The 19967-nt window shown below is 72.0% G+C and carries 19 protein-coding genes and 3 pseudogenes; 8 read left to right on the top strand and 14 right to left on the bottom strand.

Translation table 11 applies throughout. From position 1 onward, the window contains the following. The 4 genes and pseudogenes from CR470_RS40485 to CR470_RS14415 form a co-directional block, all read right to left on the bottom strand. Positions 1 to 144 (bottom strand): annotated as a pseudogene (locus tag CR470_RS40485) (glycosyltransferase family 1 protein); the annotation flags it as partial. Between the two features lie 1117 nt (positions 145 to 1261). Continuing rightward, positions 1262 to 1711 carry a hypothetical protein gene (locus CR470_RS39525; RefSeq protein ID WP_179892256.1) on the bottom strand — a complete coding sequence of 150 codons (450 nt, stop codon included), beginning with the start codon at positions 1709 to 1711 and terminating at the stop codon, positions 1262 to 1264. Positions 1712 to 2622: 911 nt separating this feature from the next. Continuing rightward, the gene (locus CR470_RS14420) at positions 2623 to 4026 is read right to left on the bottom strand and encodes a cytochrome P450 (RefSeq protein WP_097867991.1); all 1404 of its coding nucleotides are present in this window, start codon (positions 4024 to 4026) and stop codon (positions 2623 to 2625) included. 450 nt (positions 4027 to 4476) lie between these two features. Further along, positions 4477 to 4683 (bottom strand): annotated as a pseudogene (locus CR470_RS14415) (IS481 family transposase); the annotation flags it as partial. A 74-nt stretch (positions 4684 to 4757) separates the two neighbouring features. On the opposite strand from CR470_RS14415, the gene CR470_RS14410 reads away from it, so the two are divergent. From CR470_RS14410 to CR470_RS14400, 3 genes and pseudogenes are all read left to right on the top strand, one after another. Beyond that, positions 4758 to 5594: a helix-turn-helix domain-containing protein gene (locus tag CR470_RS14410; RefSeq protein ID WP_097867990.1), complete on the top strand. Its 837-nt coding sequence runs from the start codon at positions 4758 to 4760 to the stop codon at positions 5592 to 5594. Between the two features lie 82 nt (positions 5595 to 5676). Continuing rightward, positions 5677 to 6159: a cupin domain-containing protein gene (locus CR470_RS14405; RefSeq protein WP_097867989.1), complete on the top strand. Its 483-nt coding sequence runs from the start codon at positions 5677 to 5679 to the stop codon at positions 6157 to 6159. Then, positions 6156 to 6876 (top strand): annotated as a pseudogene (locus CR470_RS14400) (SGNH/GDSL hydrolase family protein). The gene CR470_RS14405 and the pseudogene CR470_RS14400 overlap by 4 nt, the downstream one beginning before the upstream one ends. A 121-nt stretch (positions 6877 to 6997) precedes the next feature. Here the strand turns inward: CR470_RS14400 and CR470_RS14395 are convergent. Beyond that, the gene (locus CR470_RS14395) at positions 6998 to 7891 is read right to left on the bottom strand and encodes an alpha/beta fold hydrolase (RefSeq protein WP_257138650.1); all 894 of its coding nucleotides are present in this window, start codon (positions 7889 to 7891) and stop codon (positions 6998 to 7000) included. Positions 7892 to 7975: 84 nt separating this feature from the next. Between CR470_RS14395 and CR470_RS14390 the strand changes: the two genes are divergently transcribed. After that, positions 7976 to 8563 carry a CGNR zinc finger domain-containing protein gene (locus tag CR470_RS14390; protein WP_097867987.1) on the top strand — a complete coding sequence of 196 codons (588 nt, stop codon included), beginning with the start codon at positions 7976 to 7978 and terminating at the stop codon, positions 8561 to 8563. A gap of 87 nt (positions 8564 to 8650) precedes the next feature. On the opposite strand, the gene CR470_RS14385 is transcribed toward CR470_RS14390, so the two are convergent. The 6 genes from CR470_RS14385 to CR470_RS14360 form a co-directional block, all read right to left on the bottom strand. Continuing rightward, positions 8651 to 9262, bottom strand: coding sequence for an isochorismatase family protein (locus CR470_RS14385; protein ID WP_097867986.1), 612 nt, complete (start codon positions 9260 to 9262; stop codon positions 8651 to 8653). Between the two features lie 114 nt (positions 9263 to 9376). After that, positions 9377 to 10426 (bottom strand): polyprenyl synthetase family protein, encoded by a 1050-nt coding sequence (locus CR470_RS14380; protein WP_097867985.1) that lies wholly within the window; start codon positions 10424 to 10426, stop codon positions 9377 to 9379. Further along, positions 10423 to 11481: a tetratricopeptide repeat protein gene (locus tag CR470_RS14375; RefSeq protein ID WP_097867984.1), complete on the bottom strand. Its 1059-nt coding sequence runs from the start codon at positions 11479 to 11481 to the stop codon at positions 10423 to 10425. The genes CR470_RS14380 and CR470_RS14375 overlap by 4 nt, the downstream gene beginning before the upstream one ends. A gap of 223 nt (positions 11482 to 11704) precedes the next feature. Beyond that, positions 11705 to 12352 carry a TetR/AcrR family transcriptional regulator gene (locus CR470_RS14370; protein ID WP_097867983.1) on the bottom strand — a complete coding sequence of 216 codons (648 nt, stop codon included), beginning with the start codon at positions 12350 to 12352 and terminating at the stop codon, positions 11705 to 11707. After that, complete coding sequence (locus tag CR470_RS14365; protein ID WP_097867982.1) at positions 12349 to 13029, bottom strand: DUF4166 domain-containing protein; 681 nt, start codon at positions 13027 to 13029, stop codon at positions 12349 to 12351. The genes CR470_RS14370 and CR470_RS14365 overlap by 4 nt, the downstream gene beginning before the upstream one ends. Next, positions 13026 to 13718: a hypothetical protein gene (locus CR470_RS14360; protein WP_097867981.1), complete on the bottom strand. Its 693-nt coding sequence runs from the start codon at positions 13716 to 13718 to the stop codon at positions 13026 to 13028. Before CR470_RS14360 ends, CR470_RS14365 begins: the two co-directional genes overlap by 4 nt. 144 nt (positions 13719 to 13862) lie before the next feature. Here CR470_RS14360 and CR470_RS14355 point away from each other — a divergent pair, with 144 nt between their 5' ends. Genes CR470_RS14355 through CR470_RS14345 form a run of 3 tightly spaced genes read left to right on the top strand, consistent with a single transcriptional unit; the run spans position 13863 to position 16187 of the window. Then, on the top strand, positions 13863 to 14540 hold the full coding sequence (locus CR470_RS14355) for an ABC transporter permease (protein WP_097867980.1): 678 nt from the start codon (positions 13863 to 13865) through the stop codon (positions 14538 to 14540). Between the two features lie 28 nt (positions 14541 to 14568). Then, on the top strand, positions 14569 to 15240 hold the full coding sequence (locus tag CR470_RS14350) for an ABC transporter permease (protein ID WP_097867979.1): 672 nt from the start codon (positions 14569 to 14571) through the stop codon (positions 15238 to 15240). Then, positions 15237 to 16187: an ABC transporter substrate-binding protein gene (locus tag CR470_RS14345; RefSeq protein WP_097867978.1), complete on the top strand. Its 951-nt coding sequence runs from the start codon at positions 15237 to 15239 to the stop codon at positions 16185 to 16187. The genes CR470_RS14350 and CR470_RS14345 overlap by 4 nt, the downstream gene beginning before the upstream one ends. Positions 16188 to 16200: 13 nt before the next feature. Here the strand turns inward: CR470_RS14345 and CR470_RS14340 are convergent, their stop codons facing one another. Continuing rightward, positions 16201 to 17106: a nitroreductase/quinone reductase family protein gene (locus CR470_RS14340; RefSeq protein WP_097867977.1), complete on the bottom strand. Its 906-nt coding sequence runs from the start codon at positions 17104 to 17106 to the stop codon at positions 16201 to 16203. Between the two features lie 313 nt (positions 17107 to 17419). On the opposite strand from CR470_RS14340, the gene CR470_RS14335 reads away from it, so the two are divergent. Further along, positions 17420 to 17719 carry a DUF2087 domain-containing protein gene (locus CR470_RS14335; RefSeq protein ID WP_097867976.1) on the top strand — a complete coding sequence of 100 codons (300 nt, stop codon included), beginning with the start codon at positions 17420 to 17422 and terminating at the stop codon, positions 17717 to 17719. A 12-nt stretch (positions 17720 to 17731) separates the two neighbouring features. On the opposite strand, the gene CR470_RS14330 is transcribed toward CR470_RS14335, so the two are convergent. Then, entirely contained in the window at positions 17732 to 18556 is an 825-nt protein-coding gene (locus CR470_RS14330; RefSeq protein WP_097867975.1) for an aldo/keto reductase, read from the bottom strand. Between the two features lie 152 nt (positions 18557 to 18708). Further along, positions 18709 to 19872, bottom strand: a complete 1164-nt coding sequence (locus tag CR470_RS14325) for a betaine/proline/choline family ABC transporter ATP-binding protein (RefSeq protein WP_097867974.1) — start codon at positions 19870 to 19872, stop codon at positions 18709 to 18711. Between the last annotated feature and the right edge of the window lie 95 nt (positions 19873 to 19967).

The following is a 19967-nucleotide window of genomic DNA, read 5'->3' as shown; positions in this document are numbered from 1 at the left end:
GCTCCCGGGCGGGCAGGCGACCACGGGGCGCAGCCCGGACCCGGCCTGGGCCCTGACGAGATCGGTGACGACCCGGGCCACTCCGCCGTCCACGGGCTGAACCAAATGAAGGACCGTCAATTGGCTTTCTTCAGTACGACGCATGTGCAGCACGCACGGCTCTCTTTGCTCAATCCGGTGAGTAAGACCCACCGGCAATGGTGGGGCGGCGTCGCGGGGCTGGGAACGCGCTCCCCCAAGCTCTCGGATTCGATCGAGCAGGGAGGGGTCCCCTCCGGCGTTGTCGTCAAACATCAACGCTCCGCGTTGCCTCGATCCTCCGCCTTGCAGCTGCACGCACCCAGCCCCGCTCCTTCTTCCACCCCCCATTGCCGGTGGGTCTAAGCCGAAATGCACTTTGGCAGAGTTGTGGCGAAATCGTGCGCGTGACTCGCTCATACGACCACAGAGGAATGACGAGAGAAGGAGGGCCATTCGAGTGGTCGCGCAGCAGATCGGCGCATGACCACAAGCCTTTCCAGGACAGCAGGTGAAAGGGCTTGCCGAGAGTCCCTGTACGGAAGGCCGGAGGTGTTCCGCGGATATCCCGCCGCTTATATCGACAGCCGTTTTCCGGCATGCCGTGCTCCGCCGATCGCCACACCGGATGGCGGCACCATCTATCGGCCGCCTCGGGGCTGTTCCAGCTTGTCGCCCGGGATAGCCGGCTCGTGATCGAGCCCGGCCGCGGCAGTGGCGCACTCCTGTGCGATATCCCGCGCGTTCTCCTGAGGACCGCTGAGTGTCTGCCGCTACGGCCAGGCGGTTCTTCGACCGACCTGCCGGCCGGGTTCGTGCTCGCGCGGGTCTCTGTGGGGCCGGCGGACGGAACCATCCGCGGGGACGTCGGCCACCTGGACCAGAGGCGGGCCTGGTGCGGCCGGCCACTGGGGGAGATGGAGCCGACCGACGCCGACGTGTCCTTCGGGAAGGTTCTGCGGGGCCCGCCGACCACATCGAAACCGATGTCCCCGTCGGCCCGTGCGTGAGCGAGGCGTGCCAGCTCGATCTGGCCGAGATCACGTGGGCGCTGGGCCGCTTCGGGAAGCTCCACGCGCGTCACGGCGAGGGCGCGCGCGGCTCGGGCGTGCGCGAACGGATGGTGCCGCTGATCAACGGCCCCGACCGCACGCTGAGGTGGTTCATCGAGGACGTCCGGGGCCAGCTCGACGATGACCACACTCCGCCCGGTGCCCCGCTGTTCCCGTCCGAGCGTGAACGCCTACCGCACAGGAGCTGCGAGGCCCGCGTACCAAGGACCGTCGAAACGGGCCTCCTCCAACTCCACACCGGTCACCGCGACAAGAGCCGGCACGGCGCGCCGACCGAGATCCAGCTGCGCGGCCTGCCCGACCGGACCCCCGTCACGGGAGAACCCTGCGGCCAGCAGAGACTCGACCTCGGCGCCCTCGGCCTCCTGGCCGCGGGTGAAGTACCCGGCGATCAGGTTCAGTTCACAGAGCGGGGTGCCGTCGACCGCCACCTGCATCATGATCTGGTTGGGATCCTGGAAGGCGGAGACGGCCACCCGGCCGCGCGCGGACAGTTCCGCCCGTACCTTCCTGCCCATCCCCACCCAGCCCGACGTGCCCTCCAGCTCGATCGCGAGGCACCAGCCGTCCCGCAACTCCCGTGCCAGGATCGTGACCTCGGCCCCTCCCCGCCGGATCACAGCCGCTCGCTGACCCGTTCCAGCCCGTCGTCGACACGAACGGCGTTGCCCACCCCCCATCCGCTCCAGCGTGGGCACGACACCAGTCGGGGCGATCGTCACGCACCAGCCCTCACCGAACAGCTCCGACAGATCCAGCACCCGGGGCTCCCTCCTCCACATCCCCACCACTGCAGGGCTGACAAGTAGCCGCATTATTTTCCCCCGGCGCGCCCCGGCGGGCTGTCCGCACACAACCTGCGGAGCACCGCGCCGATGCCGTCCGTACGGGAGATTTCCGGCGCCGCGAGCAGCGTCCGAGTAGCCGGTACGGGCCGGTTCGGCTTCCACCATGGGTGCGAACGCGACGGCCGGGGCGCAGCGTTCGGCCGAGCGTGAGATGTCCACCTGGCGCCTGGAAGCCTTCGTCCCGTCGCTGCCGCTCGCCGGTTCCCGTTCTCGGTGGCCGCGAGTGGTGTCCGCGCCGTGTCCACCGAGGTGCCGGCGTCCCGTTTGCTTGCGGCCGCGTACACGTCGGCGGCGCGCACGACTCACCCGGGCGGGCCCCGCACCGTGCGCTCCATCGCGGGGCCGCTGCCCCTGAGCGAGCGAGGCGACGCGTCGAAGCCGGCCCCGTCCTCAGCCACGCAGGTGACCTGTGCCGGGATGCCAACCGGGACCAACTCGGCACGGACGGAGCCAAGGTCACTCCATGGGGATGCGTCGATGACCAGAACCAGTGGTGGATTCACGACGCGGAGACCGGCCGGATCGTCAACATCGCCGATGGACGGTGCCTGGATCGGAACAAGGAGAACAGGGTCGACAACGGAGGAGACAACCAGAAGTGGGCCCTCTACCGAGACGTCCTCGCAGTGGTGGAAGGAGGGCGCCGAGTGACAGCCAGGTGTTCGCGCCCTTGGGAGCGCGGGTCACACCTGTCCGCTTTCGGTGGAAGTTGCCCCGGAACCGGAAACGATGTCCGTGTCGGGCGCCGGCCCGGTGTCGGCCAGCCGAGGTTCGCATGGTGTGGCGTACATGGTCAGGCCCTTGGGCGTCGGTGTGAGTTCCAGGCTCACGCCGATCTTGCGGCCCGGCCGCGCCGGGCGCAGCGTGCGCGAGCTGGCCAGGGTCGCCAGGGCGACGGGCAGCATGGCATCGGCCGCGGCTGCGCCGGGGCAGTACCGGGGACCCAGGCCGTAGGCGAGCAGCGCGGTGGGGGCCGGTGGCGGATCGGCGTGGGGGAGCCAGCGCTGCGGGTCGAACACGTCCGGGTCGCGGTAGCGGTTCCTGTCACGGCGCAGGGCCCCCAGGGGCAGGGTGACCACGGCTCCGGCCGGGATCCGTACACCGCCCAGGCAGGTCTGGTGGCGGGTGCGGCGGACCAGGAACGGGATGCCGTGGAGGCGGGTGACCTCTTGAACGAAGGCGGTCGCCAGCGGGAGCTGGTGTGCTTGGAGGCGGCTCGTACCGGGCGCGGCGTCGGCTTCGTCCTGGAGCGCCTGCTGATAGTGCGGGTAGCGGCCCAGTTCGTAGCAGGCCCAGGCGAGGGTGGAGGCGCTGGTCTCCATACCGGCGATCAGCAGAGCGCGAATGTCGCGCTGCACCACGTGGGGGTTTTCGGGAGCGGCAGCTTCGAGCAAGGACACCAGGTCCTGGCCGTCGGCGTCGGGCCGGTGGCCGGCTCGCACCTGGCGGACGGCCTCGTCCAGTTCGGCGAGCGCGCGGCGGCTGGCGCGGCGCCGGGGCACGGGCACCCAGGGCCAGGGTGCGAGGGCGTAGCGCCAGAAGGTGCCGCCGGACAGGGCGGAGCGGGCGGCTGCGATCTTGGACAGGGTGTCGGGAGCGAGCTCGCTGTTGAGGACACAGCTGACGAGGAGGCCGCAGGCGAGCCGGCTCATCTCCACCCGCATGTCGAGCGGTCGGTCCGCGGGCAGGTCGGCGAGGAGCTGCCGGGTACGGGCCTGGACGGAGGGCCCGAGAGCGGTGAGCCGGGACGCGGCGAACGCGGGCCTCATCACGGCGCGCCGCTCCCGGTGGGCGGTGCCTTCGAGGCCGACCACCCCGTTCTCGGTGAAGTCGCGCAGGCTCGGGTCCGGGCCCCAGAACCGGAAGGTGTCCTCATCACTGCCGACCTTGCGCAGCAGTGCCGGGTCGTTGACCTGGAAGGCGGTCGTCGGGCCGGTCCTGGTGGGGACGACCGGGCCCGCTTGCTCAAGACGGGCCGCGAGGTTGGCCGGGTCCAGCCAGAACCGCAGGGCCCGGGAGTGGGCGAGCGCTCCCGCGCCGGGCGGCACGATCGGTCGTCCGGGGCAGGCTGTCCTGTCCACACTCATCAGCTTTGCTGTCCTGTCCACGTTCGTAGGCCTCCGCGGCTCCGGCCGCCAGTACGTGGCCAACGATCAACTGCGGGGGCGGTCACGGGTGCGCCGGTCGTGTGCGGACCCTTGACCGCCCGACTGGACCTGCCCGGTACCGGACGCACGCCGTCTCCTACGCCCAGGAGCTCGGCTACGACGTGGAGATCCTGGAGGCGTACCTGCGCCGCGGGACCGGGGCCTACCTGGACCTGTGGCACGGCCGGCTCAAGGCCGCGCACATCGACACCCTCAAGGCCGCCCACATCGACACCGTCGCCGACATGGGCGTCACCACGGACCTCGCCGACGCCCAGTCCCTGGCGGCGATGGAGGAGCCCAAGCAGGTCGACCCTGTGCCGGCCGCCGGGGGGCTACCGCGAGGCCATCGCCGCCCACCGCGCCACCTGGACAGGCAGCGGCACACCAACCCGAAGATCCAGGAAGCCGCCGAAACGGCAGTTCCGCGAGCGGCTCGTGGACGAGCTCGCCGGGACGCTCGCGTTCGTGGCGGCGGATCGCCGAGCCGGTGGGCCGGTCCATCCAGGCCAGACGGTTCAGCCCGTGACGGGCCGGAATCCGGTGGACGGTCGAGGCGGGCAGGCCGAGGACGGGGCCGGTCCTCGCGGATCCGAGCACCAGCGGCGAACAACGCTGATCAGTCCCTGGAGGACGATCGTCCTGGGCTGGGCGCTCGTACACTGACGAGAATGGAGGACCACACGGCCCCCGGGATCGGTGCACGTCCGGCACCCGTCCTGCGGGAGTACGTCGACTCGTATGTCGGCTTCGACCTCCGCGGGCTCCCGACGGGGGTGCACTGCGGCCCGCCGAGCCGCGCGCTCACTGCGGTGATCAGCCTGTCGGATCCATTGGAGGTGGCGGCGGGCGTCGACGACGGGTCACCGGTCACCCGATTCGGCAGCGTGGCCGGCGGTCTGATGTGCCGGTCCGTCGCGATTCACCACGACGGACGCCAGCAAGGTGTTCAGGTATCGCTGACACCCCTCGGGGCCCGGGCCATCTACGGCATGCCCGCCGCCGAGCTCGCCCACCGGCTGGTCCCCCTTGAGGAGCTTCTCGGAGCGCTCGCCGTCGAGCTGGTCGACCGGCTCCGATCGGCGACGACGTGGGCGGCGCGCTTCACCACGCTGGACGCATTACTCCTCCGAGCTGTCGGCCGTGGCGCCTGCGGCGACGATGTGCGCTGGGAGCGCCCCGAGGTGGCCGAGGCGTGGCGCCGCCTCGTCGCCGCGCGGGGGTGCGTCCGGGTTGGGGCGGTCGCCGCGGAACTGGGCTGGAGCCGTCGGTACCTCACGGAGCGGTTTCGCGGTGAGGTGGGCCTGTCGCCGAAGACCCTTGCCCGAGTCCTGCGCTTCGAGCACGCGCACGAACTGGCGGCGGCGCAGGACCCGCTCCCGTGGGGCGATGTGGCAACCGTCTCCGGCTACGCCGACCAGGCCCATCTCGTTCGGGACTGGCGCGAGTTCACCGGCCGATCGCCGACGATCTGGCGTCGCGGCGAAGTCCTCCTCGGAGCCGGGTAGCCGCCAACCGTCCGCCCCTCGCGTCGACTTCCCTTCCCATTTCTTCAAGACTGCCCCGTCGCTGTCGTGGACGATCGTCGGCATGAGACTCGTCGACCACGAACGCAATGCCCTGGACCTGCGGACCACCCCCGTGCACCTCGGACGGGGATCGAGAGCGAAACCCGTCGAGGGCTTCACCTGGGACCCGGAGGTGCTCCAGGCCTACAGCGCCGCGGTCGCGGCAGACGGCGCCGAGGGCCGGATGGTGATGATCTTCGACGGCGACGGCGACGGCGACGGGCACGGAGACCATTGGGAGAGCCACCCCGCAGGCGACGAACTGGTCGTTTGCCTCACCGGTTCCGTGACGGTCACCCGCGACGTGGACGGGCTGCGCGAACGCGTTCTGCTCGGGCCGGGTGAGGCCACCATCAACCCGGCCGGGGTATGGCACGTGGTCGACACGGAGGGGCCGACGTCCATCCTGGCCATCACCGCGACGCTCGGCACCGATCACCGTCCTCGGACCGACACCCGCCCGACCGAACCCGCCGGCACGCCCGGCCCGGAGGGAGCGCCGTGACGACACGCGTCGCGTGCCTCGGCGACAGCCTCACCCGCGCGCAGTTCAGCGTCGACTACCTGGATCTTCTCGGGCGACGCCACCCTCCCGGTGACGTGCAACTTGCCCGGTTCGGCGCCAACGGCGACTTCGCCCACAACCTCCTGCGGCGCCTCGACGCTGTCATCACGAACCCACCCGATGTGATCACCGTGTTGATCGGGACCAACGACGCCCGAGCGAGCCTTGCCGGCTACCCCGTCGAGCAGGCCATGAAGCGCAAACAGCTCCCCGACCGCCCGTCGGCAGGCTGGTTCCAACAGTGCCTGGGAGCCGTCGTCGCACGGCTGCGAGCGGAGACCGACGCGACGATCGGTCTGCTGTCGCTACCGGTACTCGGCCAACAGCTCGACGGAGCAGCGGCACAGGCATCGCAGACGTACAGCAGGATGATCGCCGAGGTCGCCGCCGCCAACGAGGTGGCCTACCTTCCGCTCCACGAACGCCAGGTCGAGGAACTGCGCCGGGCGGACGCGCCGCCGATCTCCTACCGGGAGGCGACGCCCGCGGCGGTCGTCGGCGTCCTCGTCCAGCACGCAGTGCTGCGCCGCAGCCTCGACACGATCTCGCGGCGGCGAGGTCTCGTGCTCACGACCGACCACATCCACCAGAACAGCCCGCGGCGCCACCCTTGTCGCTGAGGTCATCGACGCCGGTCTATTGACCCCGAGCGCGTAGCCGGTTCCGGCGCCCGGCCGGCCGGATGCCGTCTTCCGGGCGGAGACGGCATCCGAGCCGGGCGGTCAACGCCTACGCCATCCGGCTCGGGAGGCACGGCCCGTGCTGGACCGCGGGCCGGTCAGGCCCAGGTGCGGGTGAGGAAGTCGGCAATCAGCGGGGCGATTTCGGGCAAACGGTCCTCCAGGGCGAAGTGACCGGTGTCGAACAGGTGAAGTTCGGCGTCCGGCAGGTCGGAAAGGTAGGCAAGCGCGCCGGGTTCGGGGAAGAACGGGTCGCGGCTGCCCCAGGTGATCAGAGTCGGCGGTCTGTGCTCGCGCAGCCACGCCTGCCAGTCGGGGTAGGCGGCGATGTTGCTCCTGTAGTCGTAGGCGAGCGCTCGCTGCGCGTGCTTGCGGCCGGGCTGGTCGAGAAAGTGCTGGTCGAGCAGCCAGCCCTCGGGGGCGATCAGTTCGGGGTCGGCGGTGCCGCCCTCGTACTGGGCGCGGGTGGCGTCCAGGGTGAACAGGTCGAGGACGGCCTGGTCGGCGCCGGGGGTGTCGGGGGTGAGGGCGGTGAACTCGCGGGCCGCCTCCGACAGCCCCTCGGCGTAGGCGTTGCCGTTCTGCACGATCAGGCCCGCGACCCGATCCGGGCGGCGGAGTGCCAGGCGGAAGCCGACGGGGGCGCCGAAGTCGAAGAGGTACATCGTGAAACGGGTCAGGCCCAGGCGTTCGGTGAAGCGCTCGACGACATCCGCGAGCCGCTCGAAGGAGTAGGTGAACCCGTCCGGGGCGCGGGTGTGTCCGAAGCCCGGGTAGTCGGGGGCGATCAGTCGGTAGTGGCGGCCGAGGGTGTCGATGAGGCGACGGAACTGGTGCGAGGCGGAGGGAAAGCCGTGCAGGAGCAGCACCACCGGGGCGTCGGGACGCTCGGGCAGGGACTCCCGGTAGAAGACCTCCATCTGATCGACCTCTACGAACCGGTGGACGGTCCGGGCCGGAACAGCGATGCGCGGCGGTGTCGCGGACATCATGTCACATGCCTCCTTGGTGAAAAGATGCATTAGTCCTAACCGCCGTGTGGCTAACGTGTCAAGTGTTCGATGTAGCATTAGGGCATGGCTGACAGCGCACCCCTGACCGGTGAGGTCCTGGCCCTGGACCTGGTCAACACCCGCCCGATGGGCGCCCACGGGCGCGTGGACCTGCTCGCCACCCCGCGGCAGTTGTCCGACTGGCTGGCCCTGGAGGGGGACCGCCTCCAGGGAGAAGTTCGGGACACCGCACCGACCCGGGCCGACCTCGCCCCCGTCCACGCCGTCCGCGCACACACGGAAGCCGCTGTCCGGGCATTGTTGGACCGAACCGAACCCCCAGGGTCCGCCCTGCGCGGACTCACCGAGGCTCAGCGTGCGGCGCCGTCCGTCCGCGAACTCACCTGGGACGGCACCGCGGTCACGGTCGTCTCCCGCCGCACCGGCCCTCTCGGCACCCGCCTCGCCGCACTGCTGGCGGAGGCCGCCGCCGAGATGCTCGGCGCCCCCGCGATCGACAGGCTCAAGGAGTGCGAGGCCGACGACTGCGTCATGGTGTTCCTGCCGTCACACCCCCGTCGTCGCTGGTGCTCCCCCACCCGCTGCGGCAACCGGACCCGCGTCGCCCGCTACTACCGGCGCCGCAACCCGGCCGACGCGTCCCGTACCTGACGGAGACGGTGCCCGCTCCCGCCGCTGCTCGCTCACGGCCGAGACCTCACAGACCGGCTCGGACGCGCAGGTTCACCTTCAGCAAGATCACGATCCACAGCTGGAGTGCCCGGCCGTGCTCGTGGTGACGAACGGACTGGCGAAGGAGACGTCCCCGGCGCGCGCCACGATTTCCACCTCGTCGCCCAGAGCCCATTCCGCGACCCGTGACGCCATCGCCGCCGGCACCACGTCACTGATGTCCGGCGCGGCCGGAATGTCGTACGTGGCGTGGGCGTCATGAGGCAGGACGACCCGGTAGCCCAGCTCCAGGGCCCGGCGGGCGGTGGCGAGCACGCACATCTCCGACATCACCCCGCACACGGCGAGCGCCCGGACGCCCGCCGCCGTCAGCCCGGCCTCCAGCGACGTCTCCTCGAAACCGTCGTCCTCGCTCTTGCGGATCACCGTCTCGGCCGGCCCGGTGCGCACGGGCAGGTGCAGCTCCCACCCGGGCGTCCCCGGCTCGTCGGGCTGTCCGACCGCGCCGTCGTTCTGCAGATGGACGACGAGGGCCCCGGCCCCCCGGGCCCGCCCGACCAGATCCGTCACCCGGTCCAGCAACCGGGTCGCGTCGGGCACGGCGGCGTCACCCGCGACGAACGCCGACTGGACGTCGACGACGAGCAGCGCCGTCACAGGCGCGCGGAGCGCGGTCATGCGGGGGAGTCCTCACGTCGGAGCGGCGGGTGCGCGGGAGAAGGCCGGGCCGAAGCCCATCGTGCCGTAGGAAGGACCGTGGCCGCCCGCCGGTTTCCGGTGGGCGGCCACGGGTCAGCCGGTGCGGTCCACGAGGTACGGGATCAGCGTGAGCAGATCGCCGCGCGCGCCCTCGGCCAGCGGCACCCGGTCCAGACAGGCGCGGGCCGCGGCCAGGTGCTCGTGCGCCTCGGCCAACGCGGCCCGCCGCCCGCCGGCCTCGTCGATCAGCTCGGCCGCACGGCGCGCCGTCAGGTCGTCGAGCGGCCCGGCGGAGGTGAGCAGCGCGTCGAGACGCCGGGCCGCCGGGTGATCGGCCGAGAGGGCCGCGAGCACCGGGTACGTCTTCTTGAGCCGCCGCAGGTCGCTGTGGACCGGCTTGCCGGTCACCTGCGGATCGCCCCAGATCCCGAGCAGGTCGTCCACCGCCTGGAACGCCACCCCCACGTGCCGCCCCGCCGCGTCCAGCGCCTCGACGGTGCTCGCCGGGGCGCCGGCCAGCACCGCGCCCAGGGCGGCGGCGCAACCGAGCAGGGCGCCCGTCTTGTGGGTCGCCATCGACCGGTACTCGTGCGGCAGCACCGCCCCGGGCCCGGTCCACGGCCGGGACTCGAACAGCAGGTCCTGTGCCTGACCGTTCACCAGATCGCCCAGCGCGCCCGCCAGTTGCCGGACCGCCGCCGGGCCGGCGGGACCCGGAGCCTCCGCCAGCGTGGAGACGGCCAGTGCGAACAGCGCGTCCCCCGCGAGGACCGCCGGGCCCGTGCCGTACGCCTTCCACAACGTCGGCCGACGGCGACGGGTCTCGTCGCCGTCCATGATGTCGTCGTGGATCAGGGAGAAGGTGTGGATCAGCTCGACGGCGACCGCGCCGAGCACCGCGTCCTCCCCGCTGCCGCCCGCGGCCTCCGCGCCGAGCACCGCGAGCGCCTGGCGGACGCCCTTGCCCTGCGATCCGGGCGTCGGTTCGCCGCCTGTCCCGCTCCAGCCCAGCGAGAAGGCCGCCGTCTCCGCGTGCCAGGGGTGCAGCCGTCCCACCGACTCCACCAGGGCCGGGCGCACCAGTGCGCGGCAGCGGTCCAGTATCTGCGGCGCACTCGCGAGGCCGGTCGTGGAGAGCGTCATCGGCGGCCGTCCCTCTCGCCCGCGGCGGCCGGTTCCACGCCGAGTTCGGCGTAGGCCTTCTCGACCATCTCCTGGGCGTTGAGCAGCCCGATCCGGCTCAGTCTGCCGCGCAGGTCGTCCAGCTCGGCGGCGGTGGCGTCGCGGTCCCGGCCGAGCCTGGCCCGCGCCTTGACCAGGCCGAGCGATGCCAGCGCCTCACCCCGCGGCTCGCCCATCGCGCGGAACTCGCCGAGCGCCTGCTCGTAGACCTCGCGCGCCTCCTCGTACCGCCCGGCGCGGAAGAGCACGTTGGCCCGCATCTTGTGGTTGTACGCCAGGGCGCTGGAGAGGTTCATCTCGCGGCAGGTGACCTCGGCCTCGGAGAGCAGACCGAGTGCGCGCCCGGTCGCCCCGTCCCGGAGGGAGACGATGTCGGCGATGCCACGCAGGGCCCAGGCCCGGCCGCGCCGGTCGTCCGCGTCGCCCGCGAGGATGGCCGCCTCCTCGAACATCTCCAGCGCCGTGTCCAGCGAACCGGTGTTGCGGTGGATCTGCGCTATGCCCTCCAGCGCCCAGACGGTGTGCCGGGCCTCGCCCCGTGCGCGGGCCTCGGCCAGCAGCTGTTCGTGCAGCGTCGCGACGGTCGCGTAGTCGCCCTGGATCCGTCCGGTCTCGGCGAGGCCGGCCAGCGAATAGCCGCGGGCGACCACGTCGCCGCCCCGCTTCCCCAGCTCCGCGGCGAGGCCGAGCAGCCTGAACGCGAGGCGCAGCGCCCCGCGTTGGCGCGCCAGCGTGCCCCCGCTCCACAGTGCCCACGCCATCGCCCCGGTGTTCCCTGCCGTCCGCGCGGCCCGGTAGCTGGCCTTCCAGGCCCGGTCGGCCTCCGCGACCTGCCCGAGCCTGCGGTGCGCCTCGGCCACGGCGAGGCCCGAACGCGCCACCTCCTCCTGTGATCCGGAGAGCTCGGCCTGCCTCAAGTGGCGTATGCCTTCGGCCAGTACGTCGGTGAGGGAGGCGTTCACCGACATCTTGGTGAGTGCTCCCTGGTACTCGGGCGCCAGTGCCTTGGTCTGCATGGGGGCCTTCCGCGCGGTGCCGGGCCCGCGCCGGCGTGGCTATGCCCTCCATGTATACGCGGGGGGTATAGTCCGGCGGTCGTGCGGGCCCGGATCTTGTGGGGGTTGGGCGCCGCAGGTCACACGCGGCGCACCGTCCTGTCGTTGATCAAGACGGCAGCAGGGCGAGGAGGGTTGCTCGGGAACGCCAGGTCGTTCCCCGCTCCCGTCGCGAGTCGCCTCCCTACGCCCTCCCCGTGCGCCGCAGCCGATGGCGCACCGCACGCCGGGCGACCGGGCCGAGCTCGTCCAGCACCCCGGCCAGCTCGGCGAGCTGCTCCAGCGCGTCGAAGGCGCGCCTCGCCCCCGCGGGGTCGACGCCCTCGTACAGCTCCAGGCCCACGAACGACCCGGTCACGGCGCGCGCCAGCCCCACCGGGTCGGTGAACTCGCCCAGCGGTGAGTCCGCCAGGACCCGGACCAGGACCTTCTCGATCTCGGCGGTCCACAGGTCGAGCCCGGCCGCGGTCGCGGGCGCCAGCCGGGGCTGGGTCTGGGCCCCCGCGAGCACCTGTGCGAGAAAGGCGACATGGCCGCCGGCCCGCTCCTCCTCGTGCAGTGCGCGCCCGCACTCCAGCAGCTCGGCGAGGGTCGTCACGGCGGCGAGCCGGTCGCGGTGACGGGCCACCCGCTGCTCCGCGCCGTACCGGCAGGCCGCCGCCAGCAGCTCGTCGACCGAGCCGAAGTGGTAGAAGACCAGCGCCTGGTTGACCCCGGCCGAGGCGGCCACCGAGCGGGCCGACGTCCTGGCGATCCCCTGTTCGGCGAGCGTGCGCAGCGCGCCCTCCAGGAGCTTCGTGCGGGTGTCCGTGCCCGCCGCGCTCCCCGTCACGCCCGCGCCTCTTCGCGGACCGGGCGCAGACCCGCCCGAACGCCGTGGCGCAGGGCGTCGACATAGCGGGCGCGGAACGTGCCCTCGTATCCGAACAGCGGGCCGAAGCGGCGATTGGTCACCGCCACCCGGATGCGGAAACGGCCCGTGGCGTCGTCGAAGGACTCGCGGACCTCGGCGTCGCCCCCGATCAGCCGGGGAACCCGTACGTCTAGGGGCCCTTCGCGGAAACGGTGTTCCCCGGAGCGGATGAGCAGGGAACCGTCGGGCTCCGCGGTGAGCCGCAGGTCGGAGGCCAGGTGCTGGTGGGTGCCGAGGTAGTCCAGCACGCAGGACCGCTCGGGACTGTGCACCATCGTCGCGTCGAAGCGGCGCGGACCGTCCGGCAGGGCGAACGTCCGGACGAAGGTCACGGTCTCACGGCCGTGGGCGTCGGTGTACGGCACGTTCTCGATGGTGAACGGGATGTCGCGGCCGGTCCTCGGCACCAGGATGTTGCGCGTGGCGCCGAGCGCGAGGAACGGCTTCACGAACGCCCGGCCGTGCCAGATCCGGTCCATGGAACCGCGCCCGACGCACGCCTCCCCGCTTTCCAGACCGACCGAGAAGCGTCGGCGCAGCTGCGGGTGGAGCCGCTCGAAGTCCTCCCCCATCGCACGGGCGAAGATCGAGGTCATGGGCGCTCCAGTCGGGCGAGGAGGGACGGGGCGGCGGCCGGGCGGCCGGGCGCTCCGCGCAGACAGCGGCGGGCGGCGGGCGTGAGCGGGGACGGGGGTGCCAGCAGCGCGGCCAGGGCGGCGGGCAGTATGGCCGCCGGGCCGAAGGGCAGGGCCGCCGCCACCACGAGGATCCGGGCCAGGACCTCCGCCAGAGCATGTGTCAGCGACCGGGCGGGGCTGATGTCACGCTCGCACCACAGTCGCAGCCGGTCGAAGGACCAGGCGGTCGCCCAGCCCATCAGCGGCCGGAACACCAGCCGGTCCGCGACCGCGCCGAAGCGGCCCCAGCGGGTCCGGTAGTCGTAACCGGTCAGGAAGCGGATGCCGTCGGCGGTGGGGACGTAGCGCCAGTAGCCGCTGCCCTCGGACAGCGGCGACAGCTTCTCGGAGGAGGCGAAGCGCAGCGCGGAGACCCGCTCGCCGTCCTCCCGGTGCCGCTCACCCGCGCTCGTCCCGGTCCCCGCGACGGTCAGGAAGGGCAGCACCCGGGTCGCGTACCGGAACCGCTGGGCGGAACCCGCAGGTCCGGGCAGGGGGCTGATCTCGGTGAAGCGCAGATCCCACCGCTGATGCTGACCAGGGTCCTGGGTCCGTGCCCACAGGCGCTCCGGATCGGTACGGATCAACGCCTCTATGTACAGCCCCACGCGTGCCCCCGGTAGCCACGGGTGTTGAGCGAGTGCTCAACCCTTGTGCGCCGGGACGCTACCAGAGAGTTGAGCACTCGCTCAAAACCTCCGAACGGCGGCCCCCGACGCGCGACGGGCGCCCTGCCACGCTCGAATGGACGGGTGACGGCGCCCCCGGACGACTGCCTCGCCCGTAACGAGTGGATCTGCGGGGCCTATCTCTCCAGCCGCCGCGAGATCCTGGTGGACGCCGTGCTGCAACATCTCCAGCTGACAGCCGCCTCGGTGGCCTTCGCCCTCCTGCTCGCGGTTCCCCTGGCGCTCGCCGCCCGCCGGTGGCGCTGGGCGGCCGGCCCGGTGCTCGGGCTGACGACGATCCTGTACACGATCCCGTCGCTGGCGATGTTCTCGCTGCTGCTGCCGCTCTACGGACTCTCCGCCGCGCTGGTGATCGCGGGGCTCGTCCTCTACTCGCTGACGCTGCTCGTCCGCAACATCCTGGCCGGGCTCCGGGCCGTCCCCGAGGAGACCCGGCAGGCCGCACGCGGCATGGGGTACGGGCCGCTGCGCCTGCTGCTCGCCGTGGAGCTCCCGCTCGCGCTGCCCGCCGCGATGGCCGGGCTGCGCATCGCCACCGTCTCCGCCGTCTCCCTGGTCACCGTCGGGGCGATCGTCGGCCACGGCGGACTCGGCAACCTCATCTACTCCGGCATGAACACCTACTTCAAGGCCCAGGTGCTCACCGCCTCCGTGCTGTGCGTCGTCATCGCCGTCGCCGCCGACCTGCTGCTCCTGGGAGCGGGACGGCTGCTGACCCCCTGGACCCGGAGGCAGGCGTGAAGACGTCCCGCGCGGCGCGGAGGCAGGCATGAACACCCTCTCCGACGCCTGGTCCTGGCTCACGACGGCCGACCACTGGTCCGGCCCCGACGGCGTCTGGAGCCGGCTCGGCGAACACCTCTTCCTCACCGCCGTCTGTCTGCTCATCAGCTGTCTGATCGCCCTTCCCGTGGCCCTCGTCCTGGGCCACCTCGGCAAGGGCGGCGCGCTCGCCGTCAACCTCTCCAACATCGGCCGGGCCGTACCCACCTTCGCCGTCCTGGTCCTGCTGCTGCTCACGCCCATCGGCACCCACGGCCAGTGGTCGACGATCATCGCGCTCGTCCTGTTCGCCGTGCCGCCGCTCCTCACCAACGCCTACGTCGGGATGCGCGAGGTCGACCGGGACGTCGTCCGGGCCGCCCGGGGGATGGGCATGACCGGCCGCCAGATGCTGCTGGGCGTGGAACTGCCGCTCGCCCTGCCGCTGATCCTCACCGGTGTGCGGATCGCCGCCGTCCAGCTGGTGGCCACCGCCACCCTCGCGGCGCTGGCCGGCGGCGGGGGACTGGGCCGGATCATCACCGCGGGCTTCAACCTCGCCTCCACCCCGCAGGTGGTGGCCGGAGCGATCCTGGTGGCCGCCTTCGCCCTCCTCGTCGAGAGCCTCTTCGAGGCCGGGCAGCGTCTCGCCCCCCGGCGCGGAAGAGAGGCCGTGTGAGCCGCGCCGGCCGGGCCCTGGCCGCGCTGGCCCTCCTCGCCGCCACCGCCTGCACCACCGGCCCGACGCTGGAGAACCGGGGCGAGGTCACCGCACCGCCCGGCGACAGCAGGGAACTCACCGTCGGATCCGCCGGGTTCACCGAGAGCGAGCTGCTGGCCCAGATGTACGCACTGCTCCTGGAGCGCGCCGGGTACTCCGCCGGCATCATCTCCGTGACCAACCGGGAGATCTACGAACCCGCCCTGGAGAACGGTCAGATCGACGTGGTGCCGGAGTACGCGGCGACCTTCGCCGACTGGTTGAACGCCAAGGCCAACGGCGCCGACGCGCCCCCCGTCGGTTCGCCCGACCGAACCGCCACCATGAAGGCGCTCCGCGCGCTCGCCGCCCCGCGCGGACTGACCGTGCTCGACCCCGGCCGGGCCGTTGACCAGAACGCCTTCGCCGTCACCGCCGCGTACGCGAGGAGACACGGGCTCAAGACCCTCAGCGACGTCGGCGCCGCGAAGCTGCCCGTACGGCTGGCGGCGGGCGATGAATGCGTACAGCGGCCCTACTGCGCACCCGGCCTGCGCGAGACGTACGGCATCGACGTCGTCGCCGTCGACCCGAAGGGCGTCGGCACCACCCAGGCCAAGCAGGCGGTGCAGAGTGGTCAGGACCAGATGGTCCTGACCACCACGACCGACGCCACACTGGACCAGTTCGGTCTTGTGCTGCTGGAGGACGACAAGAAGCTCCAGAACGCGGACTACGTGGTCCCCGTCGTCAACCGCGCCCGCGCCGGGAGCACCGGGGTGCGCGACGCCGTCGGCCGGCTCAACACCGTGCTGACCACCGCCGACCTGGCGTCGATGAACGAGCGGGTCGACAGCTGGCGCAGGCTGCCCGAGGACGTGGCGCGCACCTACCTGAAGTCGAAGAAGCTCCTCCCGAGGGACTGAGCCGCCCGACAGCTCAGGACGCGGGCGGCGCCGGGGGCCAGGGAACATCGGCCAGCAGGGGCAGGAGGTGCTCCTCCTCGTAGTCGAGGTGGGCGGTCAGCTCCTGGGTCATCCGGGCCAGTTCGGCGCGGAAGCGGTCCGGCTCCGCGATGGCGACGTCGGCCAGCAGTGCGGCGAGCGCCGTCTGTACGGCCCCGATGCTCCGGTGCTCCTCCCGCAGCCGGTCGAAGACGTCCACCAGGTGCGGGTGGTAGCCCTCCATCGTGGGGAACATGTGGCCGTCCTCGGCCGTGTGGTGGAACTCCAACGCCTGGCAGAACGCCAGGCAGCGCTGCCGGATCTGCAGCCCGAGCCCGGGTGCGGGCGGTTCGCCCCCGCCCGGGTGGGAAGCCCGCGCGGCGAAGTGCGCCTCCGTCTCGGCGCCCACGTGGAGCAACTGGCCGCGCAGCCAGGTGTGCACCTCCACCAGCTTGTCGGCGAGCGAGGTGATCGCGGGAGCCGTCACGTCGGGGTCGGGGAGTTCCAGGACCACGACCGGCAGCGCCCGGTCGGTGGCGTCCTGATACTCCGCGTACCCGGGCGCTTCGGCGACGACCCGGGCGAAGAGTTCGTCGCGTCGGGCCCCTTCGGCCGGCATGGCGAGGGACTCGAACTCCTCGTCCCCCAGCTCGACCCGCACGGTGGGACGGGCGAGGAGGTTGCGGTACCAGTCGGGGTGGAGCGGTGCGCCGAGGTTGGAGGCGACGACGAGGAGCCGGCGGCCGTCGCGGACGTATCCGAGTGGCGTCGTGTGCTGTGTGCCGGAGCGGGCCCCGGTCGTCGTGAGCAACAGGAGGTCGGAGCCCTCGAAGGGGCCGCCGACCTTCCCGGCGTTGGCGCGGAACTCGGCGATGACGGACAGCTGGAAGTTCTGAGGCATGGAGGTTCTGGGTCTCCCGGAAGGAAAGCGGGCAGGCGAAGGCCCTGCGTCGCGGGGTTTCCGCGGTGAGGTGTTCGGATGCGAAGGCGCGCTCGGAGCGCGGCTGCTCAGAGGCAGGGGGCGATGAGTGGACTCATGGCGTCATCCCTGGGAAGAAGGTGCTGGCTCGACCGCCGGCCGGCCCAGATCTCTTTGGCCGACGTCACGCTGCACATGCACATCACAACCCGGGCGGTGCGGCTCTGTCAACGCGAGGAGGGGCAACGCCGAAAAGGCGTTGCCCCTCCTCCGGACGCCTGCGACGCTTCCGGCCATGCCCGCTGAACCAGAGACTCCCGCGCCGCTGTCGCGGACCCGTCGCCCCCACCGGGTCGAGGCGCTCTTCTCGCACGGTCGCCTGGTCGCGATCCCGCGCAAGGAGGCCCGGCGGGATCAGTTGCTCGCGCACCTCGCCGACACGCTGTTCGAGCGGGAGCGCTCGTACACCGAGCGCGAGGTGAACGAGGCGCTCCTCACCGTCCACGAGGACTGCTCCGCGCTGCGCCGCTACCTCGTCGTTGCGGGGCTGCTGGTCCGGCCCCGGGACGGCAGCAGCTACCGTCGCGGACGCTGACGGCGACCCGGGTCAGTTGAGGGTGTCGGGGTCCGGGCCGGTGCGCATGCCCCGGTCCAGGGCGGCGACGGCGTCCATGTCCGCGGCCGACAGTTCGAAGTCGAAGACGTCGATGTTCTGCCGGATCCGCTCGGGCGTGACCGACTTGGGGATGACGATGTTGCCGAGCTGGAGGTGCCAGCGCAGCACCACCTGGGCCGGGGACCTGCCGTGCCGCTCGGCGATGGAGACCAGCGCCTCCTCCTTGAGCAGGGCTCCCTGGGCCAGCGGGCTCCAGGCCTCGGTGGCGATGCCGTGCTCGGCGTGGAAGGCGCGCAGCTCGGCCTGCTGAAGGCCCGGGTGCAGCTCGATCTGGTTGACGGCCGGGACGAGCGTGCTGGTGTCGAGCAGCCGGCGCAGGTGGGCGGGCTGGAAGTTGGAGACCCCGGCCGCGCGGATCCGGCCGTCGGCGGCCAGTTTCTCCAGGGCGCGCCAGCTCTCCGGGTACAGGTCGTGGGCGGGCGTCGGCCAGTGGATCAGGTAGAGGTCGACGTGGTCGAGGCCGAGCTTTGCGAGGCTCGCGTCGAAGGCGGCGAGTGTGGCGTCGTAACCCTGGTCGGTGTTCCACAGTTTCGTGGTGACGAACAGCTCCTCGCGGGGGATCCCGGAGGTGGCCAGAGCACGGCCGACGCCGACCTCGTTGCCGTAGACCGCCGCGGTGTCGACGGACCGGTAGCCGGCCTCCAGCGCGGCGGAGACCGCGGCGGTCGTCTCGTCGTCGGGCACCTGGAAGACGCCGAAGCCGAGCTGGGGGATGGTCACGCCGTTGTTGAGCGTGACGGTGGGGACGGTGGACATGTGACGGCCTTCCGGTAGAGCGGTGCAGCGGTGTGCCTCGTGCGCGTCGTCCGCCGAGATCGTTTGGCGCACGACGTTTACTGGCGTCAACAATAATTGCACACGCGGGTTACATGTAAACGCGGGTAAGGTGTGTCGGGTCGCCCCCACCCCTACGCGTCCGCCACGGAATCGAACTCCACCTCCTCACGGCCCACCCCCTGCGCGTCGGCGTCCACCGAGCGGCGCAGCGCCTCGTGCAGCTTCGCCGGGGTGAGGACCCCGAGGAACCGGGCCCCGTCCAGCACCGCCACCCATCCCGCGTCGTGCTGGAGCATCTCGCTGAACGCCTGCTTCAGCGGGGCGCCCACCGGCACCCACGCGTCCATCCGGCGGGCCAGAGCGCCCACCGCCTCTTCCTCCCCGGCAGGCCGCAGCGCGTCCGCCGACACCCAGCCGTGCAGCTCGCCCCGCTCGTTCAGCACCACCGCCCACCGGGCCCCCGCCGCCCCCAGCCGGGCCGCCGCCTCCCGGGCGGGCTCCTCCACCCGGGCCACCGGGGGCTCCTCCAGGTCCTCCGGCTCGATCGCGGTGACCGACAGCCGCTTCAGCCCCCGGTCGGAACCCACGAACCGGGCCACGTACGGGGTGGCCGGGGTGCCGAGCACGGCGGCCGGGGTGTCGAACTGCTCGATGCGGCCCTCCCCGTACACCGCGATCCGGTCGCCCATCCGCACCGCTTCCTCGATGTCGTGCGTCACCAGGAGCACCGTCTTGCGCACCCGCCGCTGGAGCGCCAAAAACTCGTTCTGCAGCCGCTCCCGGACCACCGGGTCCACCGCGCCAAACGGCTCGTCCATCAGCAGCACCGGCGGATCCGCCGCGAGCGCCCGTGCCACACCCACCCGCTGGCGCTGCCCGCCGGAGAGCTGCGCCGGATAGCGCGAGCCGTACGTCCTCGGATCCAGGCCCACCAGGTCCAGCAACTCCGCCGCCCGCTCCCGGGCCCGTGCGCGCTTCCAGCCCACCAGCGCCGGAACGGTCGCCGTGTTGTCCAGGACGGTCCGATGGGGAAAGAGGCCCACCTGCTGGATCACATAGCCGATCCGCCGACGCAGCTTCACCGGGTCGGTCCCGGCGATGTCCTCCCCGTCCACCAGGATCCGGCCGGAGGTCGGCTCGATCAGCCGGTTCACCATCATCATCGTGGTCGTCTTCCCGCAGCCGGACGGCCCCACCAGGGTGACCAGCTCGCCCTCCGCCACCTCGAAGGACAGCCCGTCGACCGCCGTCGTCCCATCCGGATAGACCTTGCCGACCTGCTCGAACCGGATCATGTCTGAACGCTAGGCGGTGTCCGGCACTTCCGCGCGGGCACGCGGAAGTGCGCAGGAGGCCGCCGCGCACACGGGCCGGGACCATCCGGGGCATC

Source organism: Streptomyces sp. rh34 (genome assembly GCF_002551245.1).
Taxonomy (GTDB): domain Bacteria; phylum Actinomycetota; class Actinomycetes; order Streptomycetales; family Streptomycetaceae; genus Streptomyces.
The sequence above is the reverse complement of the archived record's forward strand: the minus strand, read 5'-3'. Positions and strand labels throughout refer to the sequence as shown.

Coding starts and splice junctions, on each gene's coding strand:
- CR470_RS14385 (WP_097867986.1), bottom strand. CDS start 9,262: ATGACCGCGCTCCGCGCGCCTGTGACGGCGCTGCTCGTCGTCGACGTC.
- CR470_RS14365 (WP_097867982.1), bottom strand. CDS start 13,029: ATGACCTCGATCTTCGCCCGTGCGATGGGGGAGGACTTCGAGCGGCTC.
- CR470_RS14375 (WP_097867984.1), bottom strand. CDS start 11,481: ATGCAGACCAAGGCACTGGCGCCCGAGTACCAGGGAGCACTCACCAAG.
- CR470_RS14380 (WP_097867985.1), bottom strand. CDS start 10,426: ATGACGCTCTCCACGACCGGCCTCGCGAGTGCGCCGCAGATACTGGAC.
- CR470_RS14340 (WP_097867977.1), bottom strand. CDS start 17,106: ATGCCTCAGAACTTCCAGCTGTCCGTCATCGCCGAGTTCCGCGCCAAC.
- CR470_RS14350 (WP_097867979.1), top strand. CDS start 14,569: ATGAACACCCTCTCCGACGCCTGGTCCTGGCTCACGACGGCCGACCAC.
- CR470_RS14335 (WP_097867976.1), top strand. CDS start 17,420: ATGCCCGCTGAACCAGAGACTCCCGCGCCGCTGTCGCGGACCCGTCGC.
- CR470_RS14395 (WP_257138650.1), bottom strand. CDS start 7,891: ATGATGTCCGCGACACCGCCGCGCATCGCTGTTCCGGCCCGGACCGTC.
- CR470_RS14390 (WP_097867987.1), top strand. CDS start 7,976: ATGGCTGACAGCGCACCCCTGACCGGTGAGGTCCTGGCCCTGGACCTG.
- CR470_RS14330 (WP_097867975.1), bottom strand. CDS start 18,556: ATGTCCACCGTCCCCACCGTCACGCTCAACAACGGCGTGACCATCCCC.
- CR470_RS14410 (WP_097867990.1), top strand. CDS start 4,758: ATGGAGGACCACACGGCCCCCGGGATCGGTGCACGTCCGGCACCCGTC.
- CR470_RS14405 (WP_097867989.1), top strand. CDS start 5,677: ATGAGACTCGTCGACCACGAACGCAATGCCCTGGACCTGCGGACCACC.
- CR470_RS14325 (WP_097867974.1), bottom strand. CDS start 19,872: ATGATCCGGTTCGAGCAGGTCGGCAAGGTCTATCCGGATGGGACGACG.
- CR470_RS14420 (WP_097867991.1), bottom strand. CDS start 4,026: ATGAGTGTGGACAGGACAGCCTGCCCCGGACGACCGATCGTGCCGCCC.